Origin of the sequence: Streptomyces sp. NBC_01314 (assembly GCF_041435215.1) — a bacterium.
GTDB lineage: Bacteria > Actinomycetota > Actinomycetes > Streptomycetales > Streptomycetaceae > Streptomyces.
Window position 1 is genome coordinate 6955931 of sequence record NZ_CP108394.1, and the last position, 14069, is coordinate 6969999.

Annotated in this window: 19 protein-coding genes; 4 read left to right on the top strand and 15 right to left on the bottom strand. The window is 69.6% G+C overall.

Annotated features, from left to right (window positions below; all coding sequences use genetic code 11):
* The first annotated feature begins 30 nt into the window (after positions 1 to 30).
* A complete protein-coding gene (locus tag OG622_RS30740; protein WP_371579862.1) occupies positions 31 to 900 on the top strand; it encodes a hypothetical protein in 870 nt (289 codons plus the stop codon).
* On the opposite strand, the gene OG622_RS30745 is transcribed toward OG622_RS30740, so the two are convergent.
* Positions 876 to 1091, bottom strand: coding sequence for a DUF397 domain-containing protein (locus OG622_RS30745; RefSeq protein WP_371579863.1), 216 nt, complete (start codon positions 1089 to 1091; stop codon positions 876 to 878). The genes OG622_RS30740 and OG622_RS30745 overlap by 25 nt on opposite strands.
* Before the next feature lie 11 nt (positions 1092 to 1102).
* Entirely contained in the window at positions 1103 to 1954 is an 852-nt protein-coding gene (locus OG622_RS30750; RefSeq protein WP_371579864.1) for a helix-turn-helix domain-containing protein, read from the bottom strand.
* A 215-nt stretch (positions 1955 to 2169) separates the two neighbouring features.
* Between OG622_RS30750 and OG622_RS30755 the strand changes: the two genes are divergently transcribed.
* Both OG622_RS30755 and OG622_RS30760 read left to right on the top strand, forming a co-directional pair.
* Positions 2170 to 2661, top strand: a complete 492-nt coding sequence (locus tag OG622_RS30755; RefSeq protein ID WP_371579865.1) for an ATP-binding protein — start codon at positions 2170 to 2172, stop codon at positions 2659 to 2661.
* A gap of 78 nt (positions 2662 to 2739) precedes the next feature.
* On the top strand, positions 2740 to 4230 hold the full coding sequence (locus OG622_RS30760) for an ATP-binding protein (RefSeq protein ID WP_371579866.1): 1491 nt from the start codon (positions 2740 to 2742) through the stop codon (positions 4228 to 4230).
* An 87-nt stretch (positions 4231 to 4317) separates the two neighbouring features.
* On the opposite strand, the gene OG622_RS30765 is transcribed toward OG622_RS30760, so the two are convergent.
* From OG622_RS30765 to OG622_RS30805, 9 genes are all read right to left on the bottom strand, one after another.
* Positions 4318 to 4578, bottom strand: coding sequence for a hypothetical protein (locus OG622_RS30765; RefSeq protein WP_371579867.1), 261 nt, complete (start codon positions 4576 to 4578; stop codon positions 4318 to 4320).
* The gene (locus tag OG622_RS30770; RefSeq protein WP_371579868.1) at positions 4565 to 4798 is read right to left on the bottom strand and encodes a hypothetical protein; all 234 of its coding nucleotides are present in this window, start codon (positions 4796 to 4798) and stop codon (positions 4565 to 4567) included. The genes OG622_RS30765 and OG622_RS30770 overlap by 14 nt, the downstream gene beginning before the upstream one ends.
* A gap of 18 nt (positions 4799 to 4816) precedes the next feature.
* On the bottom strand, positions 4817 to 5674 hold the full coding sequence (locus OG622_RS30775) for a peptidoglycan-binding protein (protein ID WP_371579869.1): 858 nt from the start codon (positions 5672 to 5674) through the stop codon (positions 4817 to 4819).
* Between the two features lie 99 nt (positions 5675 to 5773).
* The gene (locus OG622_RS30780; RefSeq protein WP_371579870.1) at positions 5774 to 6421 is read right to left on the bottom strand and encodes a hypothetical protein; all 648 of its coding nucleotides are present in this window, start codon (positions 6419 to 6421) and stop codon (positions 5774 to 5776) included.
* On the bottom strand, positions 6418 to 6819 hold the full coding sequence (locus tag OG622_RS30785; RefSeq protein ID WP_371579871.1) for a hypothetical protein: 402 nt from the start codon (positions 6817 to 6819) through the stop codon (positions 6418 to 6420). The genes OG622_RS30780 and OG622_RS30785 overlap by 4 nt, the downstream gene beginning before the upstream one ends.
* On the bottom strand, positions 6812 to 9232 hold the full coding sequence (locus OG622_RS30790) for a hypothetical protein (protein ID WP_371579872.1): 2421 nt from the start codon (positions 9230 to 9232) through the stop codon (positions 6812 to 6814). The genes OG622_RS30785 and OG622_RS30790 overlap by 8 nt, the downstream gene beginning before the upstream one ends.
* A complete protein-coding gene (locus tag OG622_RS30795) occupies positions 9219 to 10058 on the bottom strand; it encodes a hypothetical protein (protein WP_371579873.1) in 840 nt (279 codons plus the stop codon). Before OG622_RS30795 ends, OG622_RS30790 begins: the two co-directional genes overlap by 14 nt.
* Before the next feature lie 93 nt (positions 10059 to 10151).
* Positions 10152 to 11252: a hypothetical protein gene (locus OG622_RS30800; RefSeq protein WP_371579874.1), complete on the bottom strand. Its 1101-nt coding sequence runs from the start codon at positions 11250 to 11252 to the stop codon at positions 10152 to 10154.
* Positions 11253 to 11261: 9 nt separating this feature from the next.
* Positions 11262 to 11762 (bottom strand): hypothetical protein, encoded by a 501-nt coding sequence (locus OG622_RS30805; protein ID WP_371579875.1) that lies wholly within the window; start codon positions 11760 to 11762, stop codon positions 11262 to 11264.
* 394 nt (positions 11763 to 12156) lie between these two features.
* Between OG622_RS30805 and OG622_RS30810 the strand changes: the two genes are divergently transcribed.
* Positions 12157 to 12552 carry a hypothetical protein gene (locus OG622_RS30810; protein WP_371579876.1) on the top strand — a complete coding sequence of 132 codons (396 nt, stop codon included), beginning with the start codon at positions 12157 to 12159 and terminating at the stop codon, positions 12550 to 12552.
* Between the two features lie 90 nt (positions 12553 to 12642).
* On the opposite strand, the gene OG622_RS30815 is transcribed toward OG622_RS30810, so the two are convergent.
* The 4 genes from OG622_RS30815 to OG622_RS30830 form a co-directional block, all read right to left on the bottom strand.
* Entirely contained in the window at positions 12643 to 13026 is a 384-nt protein-coding gene (locus OG622_RS30815; protein WP_371579877.1) for a hypothetical protein, read from the bottom strand.
* Positions 13027 to 13165: 139 nt separating this feature from the next.
* Positions 13166 to 13312, bottom strand: coding sequence for a hypothetical protein (locus OG622_RS30820; protein ID WP_371579878.1), 147 nt, complete (start codon positions 13310 to 13312; stop codon positions 13166 to 13168).
* 21 nt (positions 13313 to 13333) lie between these two features.
* Entirely contained in the window at positions 13334 to 13696 is a 363-nt protein-coding gene (locus OG622_RS30825) for a hypothetical protein (RefSeq protein WP_371579879.1), read from the bottom strand.
* 65 nt (positions 13697 to 13761) lie between these two features.
* Positions 13762 to 14049 (bottom strand): hypothetical protein, encoded by a 288-nt coding sequence (locus OG622_RS30830; RefSeq protein WP_371579880.1) that lies wholly within the window; start codon positions 14047 to 14049, stop codon positions 13762 to 13764.
* Between the last annotated feature and the right edge of the window lie 20 nt (positions 14050 to 14069).

A 14069-nucleotide genomic window follows, 5' to 3' on the forward strand; every position in this document is an offset into this window, starting at 1 on the left:
CCGAAGCGACTCAAGGAGTGACACCCGCCGATGACTCAGCCTCCCGGCCAGCCGCCGTACGACGGTTACGGCGCCCAGCCGCCGCAGCAGCCGTACCCGGGGCCGTACCCGCCCCCGCCTGCGGCCGGTGGGCCCCCGCCGGTCCCGGGCCAGGTCCCCGGCCAGCCGCCGAACCCGTACGCGACGGCTCCTCAGCAGCCGTACGGGGCGGCTCCGCAGCAGCCGTACCCGACGGCTCCGCAACAGCAGTACGGGGCGCCGGGCATGCCGGGGGCGCCCAACTACGGTGCGCAGTACGGGGGTTATCCGTCGCCCCCGCCCTCCGGTGGTAGCGGAGGCAAAGTCGCGCTGATCATCGTGGCCGCCGTGGCGGCGCTCGCGGTGATCGGCGGTGGCATCTTCTTCCTCACCAGCGACGGGGACGACGCCGACACGGCCAAGCCCGGGCCGAGCGTGTCGGCGTCGGCGAGCGAGTCCGAGAGCACGTCGGAGTCGGAGGAGGCCACCGACGAGGCCACGGACGTGGCCAGTGACACGCCCGACGGCGGTCTGGACGACGGTGGCTCCAGCACCGCGCCGGCCAAGGGCGTCGAGGGCCAGTGGCAGGACGACGAGGCCCGCACCCTGACGATCGGCGCCGAGCAGAGCGCCGGGGAGGCCAAGGGCCAGCACCCGCTGTCCTACATCGACATGGTCGGCGGCAAGGGCATCATGACCGGCGTCGGCAAATACCGCGACGACAACAACTTCCGCATGGCCCTCACCCCCATGGCCTCGAAGGACGTCAGCGACGACGACATCACCTTCGCCACGGTCCGCCGCTCCGGCGACGACGTGGTCATCACCTGGGAGGCCGGCGGCACGGACACGCTCAGCTATGTGGGCGAGTCGTCGAGCTGACCCTTCTTCTCTGCCTCCGCTCCCTTGAGGGTCCGTATGAGGGAGCGGAGGGGGGCGTGGGTGGTGGTGAGGATGGTGGTGGGGGTGTCGCTCTCGCGGAGGAGTATGTGTCCGGTGGGGGCGTTGGCGAGGTTGACGCAGTTGGAGGCGTCGCCGCAATAGGTGGACTTCTGCCAGTGAAGCCTGGACATGCCGGTGCCTTTCACAGGTCGTTCGCGATGCTGTGGATCAGATCTCGCGACTTCTCCGGCGCGAGGGCGCAAGCCTCCAGGCCGTCGATCACTGATCGGTACTTGGCGAGCTGGGCCTCACTGTCCAGAAATTCGCAACCGTGGTGGCTGTCCAACTGCACGGTGTCAACCTGGAGAACGGGTCCGGCGGCGTAGGTGATGCTTTGCCCCGCGCCTGGGAAGCTCGCATCGCCGAAGGGGATGACCCGGATGGTGACATGGGGGAGTTCGCTCATGTCGACAAGGTGCCTGAGCTGTTCGACGGCCACGGCTCGGCCGCCGAATCCCATCCTCAGAGCCGCCTCGTGGATGGTGACCAGATACGGGGTGGGGCTGCTCCGGTAGAGGATTCCCTGTCGCTTGATCCTGTGAGTCAGACGGTGCTCGATCTCGTACTGCCGCAGTGGGGGGACCACTGTCCGGAAGAGCGCCCGGGCGTGTTCGGTGGTCTGGAGCAGCGCGGGAACATGGACGAACAGGGCCACCCGCAGTGAGGCCGCGTGATGCTCCAGCTCCACGAGGTCGATCAAGTTGGCCGGGAGGTGTTCGCGATACTCCTCCCACCAGCCACGCGTCCGCCGTCCGGTCATCGCTGCCAGTGCGTCGACGTACGCCGCGTCGAAGCAGTCGTAAGCCCGGGCCATGGAGCGCACTCGGTCGGCGCTGATGGGGGTGCGGCCGGTCTCCATCATGCTGACGCGCGCCTGGTTGACCCCAAGCAGTGTGGCGGCACCGGTCGCGGTGAGCCCTGCGCGCTCGCGGAGTTTGCGCAACTCGGCGCCCAGTCTCCTCTGGCGCAGCGTAGGACTGTTCGTGGGCGGCAAGACGTCTCCCCTCAGCGGTGTGCATCCCTCACAAGAGTGAAGCGCTGATGCTTTCAGTTGGTTTGGTTAGATCCATCTAACCATCTGCCCTACGGTGGACACGTACCGCCCAACTGGCCCCGCCCGTAAGCCGGAAGCGCACCACCCCAGGCACTGCCACCGCTGAGCCGCGGCCGTTGAGCGAGCCCAAGTCCCCTTTCTCCCCGGAGACGTTCATGGTCACCGTATCCCCGCTCGACTCCCGTTCGCCCGAATGCTGGAAGTACGCCCTTCGTCTGCCCTGCGACCCCCGGGCCGCCCGTATCGCCCGCGTGACCGTGCGGGCGATCCTGTCGAGCCACGGGCTCCACGAGATCGTCGACGTCACCGAGCTGCTGACCTCGGAGCTGGTCACCAACGCGTACCAGCACACGAAGGGCCCCTCCTCCGTACGCCTGGTCGCCCTCGGCGGCGGGCGTCTGCGCGTCTTCGTCTGGGACGACAGCGCGTACGTCCCCCCTCCGTTCGACGACCCCGATGCCATCCTGGTCCCACCCTCGTCCCCGACGGACATCGACCACGGCCGGGGCCTCTTCCTCATCCGGCAGTGCGCCGACCGGTGGGGGTGCTGGCCGGTGGAGGGTGGGAGCCTCGGGAGGGGTGGGGGGAAGCTGATGTGGTTCGAGCTGGGTGGGGCAGGGGTGGAGCCTCAACGTGTAGCCGTCTGATTACGGTCGTACGGATAGCCTGAATTGGTTTAGGCTAATTGGAGTCCGGCTGAGAAGGGCCGGCCAGGAGGCGAGCACATGCCCATCCCCAAACCCCCGGCCGTCTTCGACCGTACCCACGAGTGGGGTGAACTCGCCCGCTTCTGCACCGACACGGCGCCGGGCCTGCGTATCGGTGTCGTACGCGGTCGGCGGCGCCACGGGAAGTCCTTCCTGCTGGAGCACCTGTGCCGAGCCGTCGACGGCGTCTACACCCTCGCTCTCCAGCAGAGCCGAGTCATGGCTCTCGACCGTTTCGCCGACAGCCTGGCCCGGGCGAGCGGCTTCCGGATCGGGCGGTTCACCTCGTGGGTCGAAGCTCTGGACGCGGCGGCCGACGTACTCACGAGCCGCAGTGACCGCACGTCGCCCCCGCTCCTGGTCCTCGACGAGTTCCCGTACCTCGTGACGCACTCTCCGGAGCTGCCGTCCGCTCTGCAGGCGCTCTACGACCAGCGCGGCCCGTCCTCCGGGAAACCGGCCCTGCGGATCATCCTGTGTGGCTCCGCGATCTCGACCATGTCGACGCTGCTCGCCGGCGACCAGGCGCTGCGGGGGCGAGCGGTGATCGACATGCGGATCGGCCCCTTCGGCTTCCGGGACGCGGCGGAGTACTGGCGGGTGGAAGATCCAGAGACGGCGTTTCTCGTGGACGCGGTGCTCGGGGGAGCAGCCGGGTACCGGGATGTCGTCGGGGACCCGCCCGAACCCGGCCAGGAGGGCTTCTACGACTGGTTGGCCCGCAGCGTCTTCAACCCCTCCCACATCCTCTTCACGGAGCCCGAGTACCTGCTGGCCGAGGACCCCCGCATAAGCGATCGGGCCACCTACCACGCCATCTGGGAGGCGGTGTCGTCCGGCGCCGCGACGCCCACACAGATCGGTGGGCTCGTCGGGATGGACGCCAAGTCATTGACGTATCACCTCAACATCATGAAGGCGGCGGCCTTCATCCGGCACGATCAGGACGTGCTCCTCCAGCGCAAGCCGATCATCACGGTCGCCGACCCGATCGTCCGCTTCCACGACCTGATCGTCCGCCCGAACCTCGTCGACTTCGAACTGAGGGAGGGGCGGGCGGCATGGGAACGTTCGAAGGAGACCTTCTCCTCCAAGGTCCTCGGCCCGCACTTCGAGGACCTGGCCCGCCAGTGGACTCTCCGGTACGGGCGCGAGCGCGGCCTCGACGACATCGGGCAGGTGGGCACGACGACCGTCGCCTGCCGCGAACACCGGGGCCACGAGATCGACGTCGTCGCCCTCAGCCGTACCTCCCGCCCCCGTGACAGGAACGCCCGCATCACTCTCCTCGGCGAGGCCAAGGCGACGAACAAGCCCCGAACAGCCGCTGATCTGCGCCGACTTGAGCATATCCGTGACCTTCTGTGCGCCCTGGGGTGGAACGCGGACGGGGCCGCTCTTGCGGTCTATACGCGAAGCGAGCCCGCGCGCGATCTGTCCGAGGCGGTGCGGGAGAGGCGCCACGCGCATGTCGTGGGGATGCGGGATCTGTACGGCGCTCCTGCCTGACGGTCACACACCGGACGGGCGAGCGCTCACAAGCCGTGGCGGGCGGAGGTGGGGGCGGAGAACCCGCCCCCACCCCTTGCTGTGGGTCTACTTTCCGCTCGTCGTCGACCACACCGCCACGGCCAGGGCCGCGCACGATGTCACCGCGGCCAGCGACGGCAGGGGCCAGCGGGAGCGTTCGAGGGTGTCCAGGCGGTCCTCGTGTTCGGAGAGGGTCTTGTCGGTCTGGTCGGCGCGTTGGAGGAGGAGGGCGAGGTCGCCCCGGGTGGTGGCGAAGCCGACGTCCACGGCTCTGCGCAGGCGCTCCAACTCCAGTACCACGGAGGCCCGTTCGTCATTGCTCACCATCGGCGCCCCCTTCGGTCCCGGCCTTGAGCCAGGGTGGAAGCAGGCGTTCCACCGACCGCATGGTCATCAGCCGGCTCAGTGCCGTGGCCGCGACGACCAGCGTGGCGTAGCCGGGGAGGTCGGCGATCCCGGGGGTGTCGGCGAGCAGCGGGACGGCGGCCGCCACCGCCAACAGGGCCTGGATCGCCGTACGTACTGCTCTGCGGTTCGAGTCGGTCATCGTTGCCTCAACCTCCGTTCAGGTGCGCGGGACGCGCAGCTCGTCCCAGCTCGCGCGGCCCGGGACGCCGTCCGCGTCGGTGCCGGAGTAGCCGAGCTTGTGCTGCCAGGCGGCGTACGAGCGGCGGTCGGCGGCGGTCCAGGACGGGCCGGGGCCCACCTCGTAGCGGCCGCAGCCCTCGGCGACGAGCCGTCTGCCCATGGCGGTGACGACCGCGCTGCGGCGGCCGGTGGTGAAGAACGCGGCGCCCGGGAAGGGCGCGTACGAGACCGGCTCCGTGCCTCCGGTCGTCGTGCCGGCCAGGCGCTTCGCGATCCTCGTCCGCATCGCCGCCATCGAGAAGGTCGGGTCGATCTTGCGGGTCGTCCACTCCTTGTGGCCGATGACCCGGGACGCGGCCCAGCCGTGCGCCCGGCACACCGCCGCCGCGACCTTCTCCACGGCCGCCAGCTGGGCGTCCGGGTAGGGGTCGCGGCCGTTGCCGAGGTTCTCGATCTCGAAGCCGTAGAAATGGGCGTTGCCGTCGACCGCGTCCGCGCCCGGCCGGGAGGGGATCGCCGTCGCGTTCCGTACGGCGTTGTAGGTGGCCGTCGCGCCGCGGCCGGCGTGGTTGGTGCGGCCGTAGCCGACCAGGTGGACCGTGCCGTCCTTCGCGATGACCGCGACGCAGAGGGGGCCCGGGAGGCCGGTCATACCGGTGCGGCACAGGGCGACGCTGTCGCGGCCCGCCGTGTGATGCAGCATCACACCCTGGGCCGGGCCCCAGGCGCCGACGGTGTTGCGGTTGTGGGTGGACCAGTTGCCGTGCTCTTTGACGGTGACGCCTTCGGCGCGCAGTGCCGCCTCGAACGCGGCGGCGGAGAGGGGTGTGGCCATGGGCCTGTTTCCTTTCGGGCAGGAGTCGGGCAGGAGAAAGCCCCGGTGCGCCGCGCGGGGGAGCGGCGTACCGGGGCTGCTGTGGAACGGGGGAACGGGTCAGAGGACGGGATCGACCCTGATGAAACGGTTGTCGTAGGTGACCGTGTTGGTCGTCGCGGACGTCGCCGACCAGTACGTCGGCGTCGCCGAGTAGGCCGTACCCGCCGTCAGGCCCGAGACCAGGAACTGGCTCGATGTCGACACGCGGTCCGTGCTGAGAAGGATGGCGCAGCGGTCGAGCGAGGAGGGCAGGAACACCGAGCCGTCGGAGACCTTCTTGATCGCCGCGCTCATGTAGCCGGTGGTCGCCGTCGAGTTGAACATCATCGCGCCCACCGTGACGACCACCTTGCCGGTCGGCGGCGCGGTGAAGGCGGCCACCAGAGGGTCTCCGCTGGTCAGCGTATCGGTGGCACTGGTCGCGGTCGTCGAACCGACATTGTTGTTCTGGAGGTACACCAGGCCCGGGGTGACGGGGGCCCAGAGCGAGCCCGTGTAGTGGGTGAGCTGGCCGGGGGTGCTCAGCCAGGCGACCATGCCGGGCGCCGGGGTCGTGATCGCGGCGTCCCGGGCGGCGGCGTCCCCGAACCGCATGACCGTGCGGCCGTCGACCCCCTCGGCCAGCGACTGGAGATGGAGGGGCAGGTTCGCCGCGTCGGTGGGCTGGGGATAGGGCAGACCGTTCAGCGGTGTGTAGGCGGTCACGCGGAAGCCTCCTCGGCTGTGCTCGTCCTGGTGTCGGACCCGGTGTCGGACCCGGTGTCGGTACCTGTCGTTGTCGGTGTCTCCGTGCCGGCGTCCAGGGCGGTCTCCGCCGGTGTCTCTCCGGTCTCCTCCGCTGTCGGCCCTGTCTGCCCGCCGGTGTCGGGGGAGGACGTCCCGTCGTCCCCGGTCGGGTCGGCGGCGCCCGTGCCCTCCTGCGGGTCCGCGCCGGGCAGGCCTGTGGAGACCGTCACCAGCACCGGGTCGGTGAGCACCACCGAGCTCTGCTCCTCCTTCGCCTCGAAATACGCGGTGAGGCTGGTCGCCACGGCCGAGGCCAGCCGCAGCAGCTGTTCCTCGGACAGCACCACCGGCACCGTCTCCGAATGGCTCTCAGACATGTGCGGACTCCCTGATCTCTCCCCAGGTCAGCCCGGACGCGGTCAGCGCCGCGAGGGTCGGGAAGGCGCTCGTGACGGAGGCGTACGTCGCGTACGTCACCGCCGCCGGTTCGCTGGGCTTGTCCGGGGTCAGCTCGAAGTCGGCCGGCAGGTCACCGGAGTCGACACCACGGAGCGTCAGCGTCTGCTGGACCCCGCCGTCGGCCGTGCCCGCGGTGCGGATGCCGATGACCCAGGCGAGGGTGTTGAGGGCGGCGCCGGTGGTGTCCACCACCCTGACGACGTCGCCGAGTTGGATACGCGGGTCGTACAGCACGTCGACGTCGCCGATGACCGGCACCGGCAGGACACCCGCGGCGCGCATCGCCTTCGCGAGGGCCAGGGCGGTGTCCGCGTCCTGGACCCAGTCGCTGGACTCGGCCGTGTACTCCTGGCGCCCGTAGTACTTCTCGCTGGCCACCCCGTCCGGATCCGGGTTCCCGGCCGTCGGGGCGAGCATCGCGACGGCCTGCCGCTCCACCGGTTCGGCGGTGGGCTTGCGGGTCTCCAGGTAGAAGGACGGCGTGCCGGTCTTCGTCGCCGTGTACAGCGGCAGCGAGTGCCGGTTGCTGAAGCGCACCACCAGGTAACCGTCCTCACGGCGGACCATGAGGTCGACCTTGCCCTTGACGGCACTTCCGGTCCCGCCGCCGGTGAGGGCGAAGCGGACGTTCGTGCCCGGGGTGACGATCGTGTCGTCGTCCGTGGTGGGCGGGCTGACGTCGTACTCGTCGTCCGACATCAGGTACTTGACGGTCGTCGTCCCGGGCAGGATGGCGCGGACCTCCTTGTCCGCGAGGGTGGTGCCCACCTCGGAACCGATGCCCGTCCAGTCCCTGTACGGCTGGACGCAGTAGTTGCGGCAGGCGTCGATCTCCTCGGTGGCGGTCAGGGAGGCGATCTCCCGGACGCTGGTGAGGGTGAGGTCGGCCGTCGTGGGCCTGGTGGCGAACCGGGTGTAGTTCCGCCAGCGGAAGACACCGCGCTCGTCGATCTCCGCGGTCGACATGCTCGCCTTGGCGATCTGCGAGATCACCTCCCACTGCGAACCGGTGACCCGGGGCAGCGCGTACAACGGGAGGACCACATCGTCGAGTTCGACGCTCTTGACCCAGCCGTCCTGCCGGAACTCGGACGCCGTCGGCATGCCCGGCACCCCGCCCGTGACCTGCACGCACTCGGTGGGCATGTCGGTGTAGAGGGTGACCTGCTGGAGTTCGGCCGGCTTCTGGACGGCCCGGTCCTGCGCCAGCGTGTACGGCGGTCCGATCACGCTGGTGCCGTCGGGTGCCGTCAGCTGGGGCTGAATGGTGGTGCCGGTGTCGGTGCTGTCGAAGTACGCGCCGACGTGCCAGACGCCTCGCTGACTCCACACCCCGCGCCAGGGCGCGTAGTCGCTGAACGTCCACGGCAGGTAGTAGCCGCCGTCCTTCGAGTCCATGGAGACCAGCCGGATCCACCCCTCGGCGAAGTCGACCTCCATCTTCAGTTCGCCGGTGGTCGTGCCGTTGCGGTTCAGGTCCAGCTGGAGGACGGCCCTGTCGGCGTTGCTCCGGGGCGCGGCCGGGTCCAGATCGCCGTACGAGAGCGCGTTGTTGACCCAGAACTCGGCGAAGAGCCGACTGCCCGGGAACGTGATCCGGCTGCGCGGGGTCCAACTCGCCCGCAGCTGGGTGACCTTGGGCACCAGCGCCAGCTCGTGCGGCGCGCCCTCCCGGCTGAAGACGTACGTGTCCGGTGCGGGCACGTCCAGCGGCTGGCCGTAGGGCGTGCTGAAGCCGCCGTGCAGTGAGGCGTAGACGAGGGTGAGCGGCTTGCCCTCCTCGAAGTCCGGGTACCGGGCCGGCGGGCAGGCGTTCAGGCCGCCCTGGCGCAGCAGTTCGGAGACGCACCAGGTCGCGGACGACATGGGCCGGCTGAGCCGGAACCCGGCGTCCGCCTTCGGCAGTTCGGCCGGGCCGCGCAGCCGCTCGGCCCCGTCGAGGGCCGTGATCTGCGCACTGTCGGTGCCGGAGGTGGCGGAACGGGAGCGGACCGTCCCCCGGAAGGCGGGCAGCCTGCCGCCGCCGACCCCGCTCTCGTGGACGACCGACTGGCCGGGGCGTACGACGTCGCCGGTCTTCCGGGCCGCCCACGGCGAGTACATCTCCGGCGCCGATGCCCCGCCCGTACCGGACAGCTGCACCTGCAACTGTGCGGCGGACGAGCCGGAGAAGGCGCGCATCGCGGCCGGCAGGTCGGTCGCGTACGACCGCTCCACCTGCCAGGACTGGACCTGCGTCGAGACGTTCCTGCCGCCCAGGCGGGTGGTGTGGGTGGTGGTGCGCTCACCGGCCGCGAGCGCGGACTCGGTGGCGTCGTCAGCCTGCTGCACCGGACACCTCCACGAGGTCGAGACCGAAGTTGCGGAACGGCAGCGGCCGGCCGGGCGTGTCGCTGTAGCCGGTCACCGACATCGGCGGCAGCCCGTCGCCCGGGACGCCGTCCGCCGCCGTACCGCCGTACGTGAGGCAGGCACCGGCGAAGGAGTACGTGCCCGCCGCGCCGGGCTTGGCGGTCGGCGTGACGAACGCGGCGTCGGCCGGGACGGTACCGGCGACCAGCGGGCCGACGGCGGAGGCCGTACTGATGTACGAGCCGTTGGCCCTCTTGAAGTCCAGGCCCACACTGACCGTGCCCAGCGCGGCCATCGCCGTCGGCGCACGGAAGGAGAGCTGGAGCCCCGGCGACACCGGGAAGTTGCCGACGGTGCCGGCGCAGCGCCAGGCCACGGCGCTGTTCGCGTCCACCGCGGTGAAGGTGAAGGCGCCCGCGGCCGGGGTGCTCTCGGCCACCGTGCCGGTCGAGGTGGTGAACCACTGGGCGAGCCCCGTGATGTCGGTGGCCTTGGCCGCGCCCCGGCCGAGGGCCTGGCCGGCGGTGAGCACGTTGCCGGCGGCCGGGTCGACGAGGAACACGGTCGGCGCGAGCGAGCTGTCGACGCGCCGGGCGATCCGGTCGAGCGCCCGGGCGTGGGCCGGCGGCAGCAGGTCCCAGGCCAGCTTGATCCGGCGTACCGGAGCGAGGTTGCGGGTGACGGTGACCCGGCCACCGAGCGACTTGAACTCGCTGATGCCCAGGTCGGCGGTGCGGTCGAAGGACTTGGCCGCCTGATCGATCTCGTACATGGAACCGGGCGGGCCGATCCAAAGGTTTCCCATGGTTTCCCCTGGTGGTAGGCGGTTGAGGGCATGAAAAAAGCCGAGGGCGGCGGCTGTGCCGCATGCCATCGACTGCTGCTGGACTCCGTGGTGTTACCGCCGGGCGAGCTGCCGCTGCCCCAGGAACACGGCTCGGGCGATCTCCTGGGAGTCGACCTGGACGACGACGGGCCGGTCGGCGAGCCGCTCCACGGCGGAGGTGAGGGTGCGCAGACCGCCGCCGGAGCCGAGCATCCGCTCCAGCTTGGACAGCGGGATGACCGCCTCGTGCTCGCCGGCCTCACCGAGCAGCGCGAGCGTGCCGCCGGAACGGGCCTGTACGATGCCGCCCTTGGCGAGGCGGGGGACGGGGACGTGCAGGCGCGGGAAGCCGAAGGAGCGGCCGCCGTACTTGGGCACCCAGTCCGGTATGTTGATCTTGATGTTGGCCAGGGCGCCGAGCAGTGCGTTCAGCGCGATGGCGAGGCCGGTCATCGGCGCGAGCATGGCGTTGCCGAGCCCGCGCAACAGCGGCCCGGCCATCCTCGCCAGCCCGGACACCGCGGTACCGATGTACTTCATGGCGATCCTGACGCCCTTGCCCAGCGCCGCAGTGACCTTGTCCATGTTCACGAACTTGGCGATCAGCGGCGCCAGCAGGGTCATGATCAGCCCGAACGGGCTGGCCGCCATGGCGAGATTCAGCCCCTTCTGGGCAAGTGAGGCCCCCTTGAGACCCTTGCCCAGGTTCCCCATGGACTTCCCGCCCTTGTCGGCGTTCTTCCCGGCCTTTCCGACGGACGTCTCGACGGCGTCGGCCTGCTTCTTGACACCCTGCAGGGCCGTCTTGGTCCTGTCGGCCGACGACTTGAGCTTGTCGAGCGAGGACTTGAGCTTGTCGCTGCCGCCCTTGGCCTTCCCGACACCGGTGTTGAGGCCGTTCGCCTCGGACTTGAGCTTGCTCAGGCCGGTACCGCCCTGGGTGGCGGAGGTCTTGAGCTTCACCAGCGAGGAGGCGGTCCGGTCCGCGTGGTTCTTCACCTGTCCGACAGCGGGCGCGGCCTGGTTCGCCGGGTTCTTGAGGCTTCCGACCGAAGCCGCCGCGGTCCTTGCGACGTTCTGGATCCGCTGCAGGCTGGAGGTCGCTCCACTGATGCTCTTCTGCATCTTGGACGCCCCGCCGGCGGCTGCCAGGAAAGAGTTCTTCAGTCCCATGCCATTCTCCTAGGCTCTGTTTTCCGCTTGCTGCATCGCTGTTGACAAAACGCGGAGGCTGGCGGTCAGTTCCTCTGCCGCCTTGTTGAGATTCTGTAGCTTCTCGGCCTGGCTGCCGGCCTCGGCGACGACCGGCTCGCGGGGTACGCGGCTGAGAGTGGGGAGACCGTACGTGGTGGTTCCCGACTGGACTCGGGCCTTGGCGAGGATCCCGGAAAAAAGAATCTCGAAATCGATCAGCTTCACACCGACCGCGGCGAGGATCGCTCCCGCGCCCACGAGCCACCCGCCGGACTTGAAAGCATCGATGACAGGCTTGAGTCCAGATACTTCGAAGAACTGTTCCAGGAGGTCTGGCGGGGGCTTTTCCTCGCTCTTCTTTTCGGAACCCGCCTTGAGTTTCTGGTCGAGATAGGCGCGGGTGACCAGGCCATTGGCACTCTGGTCCGTCAGTCGAGTCTTGATCTCCTGGATCCTGGTGAGGATATCGCCGCTATTGGAGTCGGTCACGACCCCTCCTTCCAAATGGTGACGCGGCCGGCATCGTCCACGACCCGAGCAATCCCAAGGAGGCCCGATTCGTGAGCGACGATCGATGAATAGCCGATTTGACTGGAATCTCCGGCATTGTGTGCCGGTTTGTGTTCTGAGCCTCGACCGTCTTGCGGTGAAATACGCTTACTTCACAATTTGCGTGCGTGACGAACACAGCTTGGTCGAGTATTCTCCGCTTGCTCAAAACTCGCAGGTCAATGTCGTTCTACGGAGTCGTCGGCGGGTGGGCGCCGGTCCGAGGGGGGACCGGCAACGGGGATGAGTGGCCTTCTTCGTGGAGGCGTAACGGGGGTAAGGCGTGGACGGGGAGCGCGGTACGGGGGTAGGGACGGGGAATGCGGCTCCGGATGTGGATGTCGCGTTACTCGTCGACGAGTTGGTCAGGCTGGTGCGGGCGCACGGCGGTTCGGATGTCGTGCTGTTCACCGCGGACGAGATGGAGCGGCGGGAATTCGCCGCTTATGCGCATGGCTGGAACGACGCCCTGGCGTCGTTGCCTCCGCAGTTGCGGCGGCCCGAACTGACGCTGCTCGAAGGCGGCGTGATCATTCCATTTCCGGGGGAGCTGGACGTCGAGGGTTCCCACGGCGTCGGCCAGGGGGAAACCGAGGATCCCGACCCGCCGCCCCGCAAACGGCGGCCCCGGTTCGTCGAGAAGAGCGCTCGATCGAAGTCGCCGACCATCCCGAAGCTCGAACGTGGGTCATCCCGGCGGCCGGACCGCCGGGATTTTTTTGACCATTGACACGTGTGCCCGCCGCCGAACCGTGGACGCGTGTGCGTCCTTGTTCCGCGGCGGGCCGGTGGTGCGTGGGCTGTCCTTCGGGTCGGCGCCCTACAGGTCGTCGTCCGACGGGTGCGGGCGCGCGGTCGGCGGGTGCGGATGGGGGTGCGGGGGCGTAGCCGGCGGCGGCGCTTGCTGGGGGAAAGGGAGGATCTTGCCGCCGGGGTCGCGGCGGGGCGGTGCGGCCTGCCCCTGCGCCTGGCTCTGACCGCGGAGCGCGGCCGCGGACCGCCGCCGCTGGTCCTCGTGTTCGCCCCGGTCCCGCCAGCCCTGCCCGTACGCCTTGAACTCGCGCTTCTCGATCTCGGTACGGGTGGTGACGACCAGGTCTGCCGGGACGGCCCGTTGCATGCGCACGGCAAGGACCTGCCGCAGTTCGGCCTCGGCTCTGTCCAGCTCGACGCCGCCCCACGCCTCGCCCTCGTTGTTCGTCACTCGACCCCCACTCCCCGCAGACTTCGCACATGTGCTTCGAACATATGCTCGATTCCACTTCGCAGGATACCCGAAGTGCCTGTGGCGGCCAGGGCAAAAGGGAGGCGGTTCCCGGCCACCTCCACCGCACGGCCAAGGCTCACGCCACCTCGTACGAGCCGCCGCCCCGGACGATGTTGCCGTTCGCCCGGGCGAACCCGAGCAGCACGCCGCTGTCGAGCCGGCCGAGGTGGGGGGTGAGGCCGAGACCGGACCCCACGGCGTGTACGTCGTCGCTCGGAGGCATTCGAGAACTCGGGATGGGAACTCATGAGAAGAACTGGGCCAGTTCGGTGGGTGTCGGGTTGGGTCTCGGCTCGGCGGACGGTGACGTGGCCGCGCCGGCCGTGGGCGCCGGTCCGGTCCGTTCGTCCTCCGCCGTCGCCGGGCGTGGCACCGGCTGCGGGTAGTCCAGCGGGTCCGCGTCCTCGTCCCGGTTCACCGTGGCGAACATCCAGTTCGCCTCCGCGAGCTGATCGACGACGGACGCCAGCAGATAGTCGGCGACGGACCAGTGGGAGGCCTCGCCGTGGATGTCCTGGAGGGTCGCGCTGTCGCGTGGCAGGTGCTTGACCAGCACCGCGAGCCGACGGGAGGAGAGCCGGCCGCGGTGCCAGTCGAGCAGGTCCACGCCGTAGTGGCGGAGCAGGTCCGCTTCGAGGGCCTCGGCGTGTTCGTCGACGAACTCGCCGAGGCTCAGCCTTCCCCCAGGCCGAGCCCGGTCTCCTTGCCGTACGCCTCCATGATCGCGGCGATGTCCTGCATGGTGACGTCGAGGCGGTCGAACCGCTCGTACTGGGCGTCGCCCAGCAGGACGCGCAGCAGACCGTCCACGTCGTTGTCGTCGAGGTCGCGCAGGGCGCGCGCGGTCTTACGGGTCAGCTCGGTGGGGAGCGTGAAGGTGTCTCCCTCGATGGTGAAGGACCAGGCGCGGCCGAGCGCCTCCTGCCGCTGGGCACGGGCGGCGCCGACGTCGAATGCCATGGAGCTACTCCTTGTTCGTG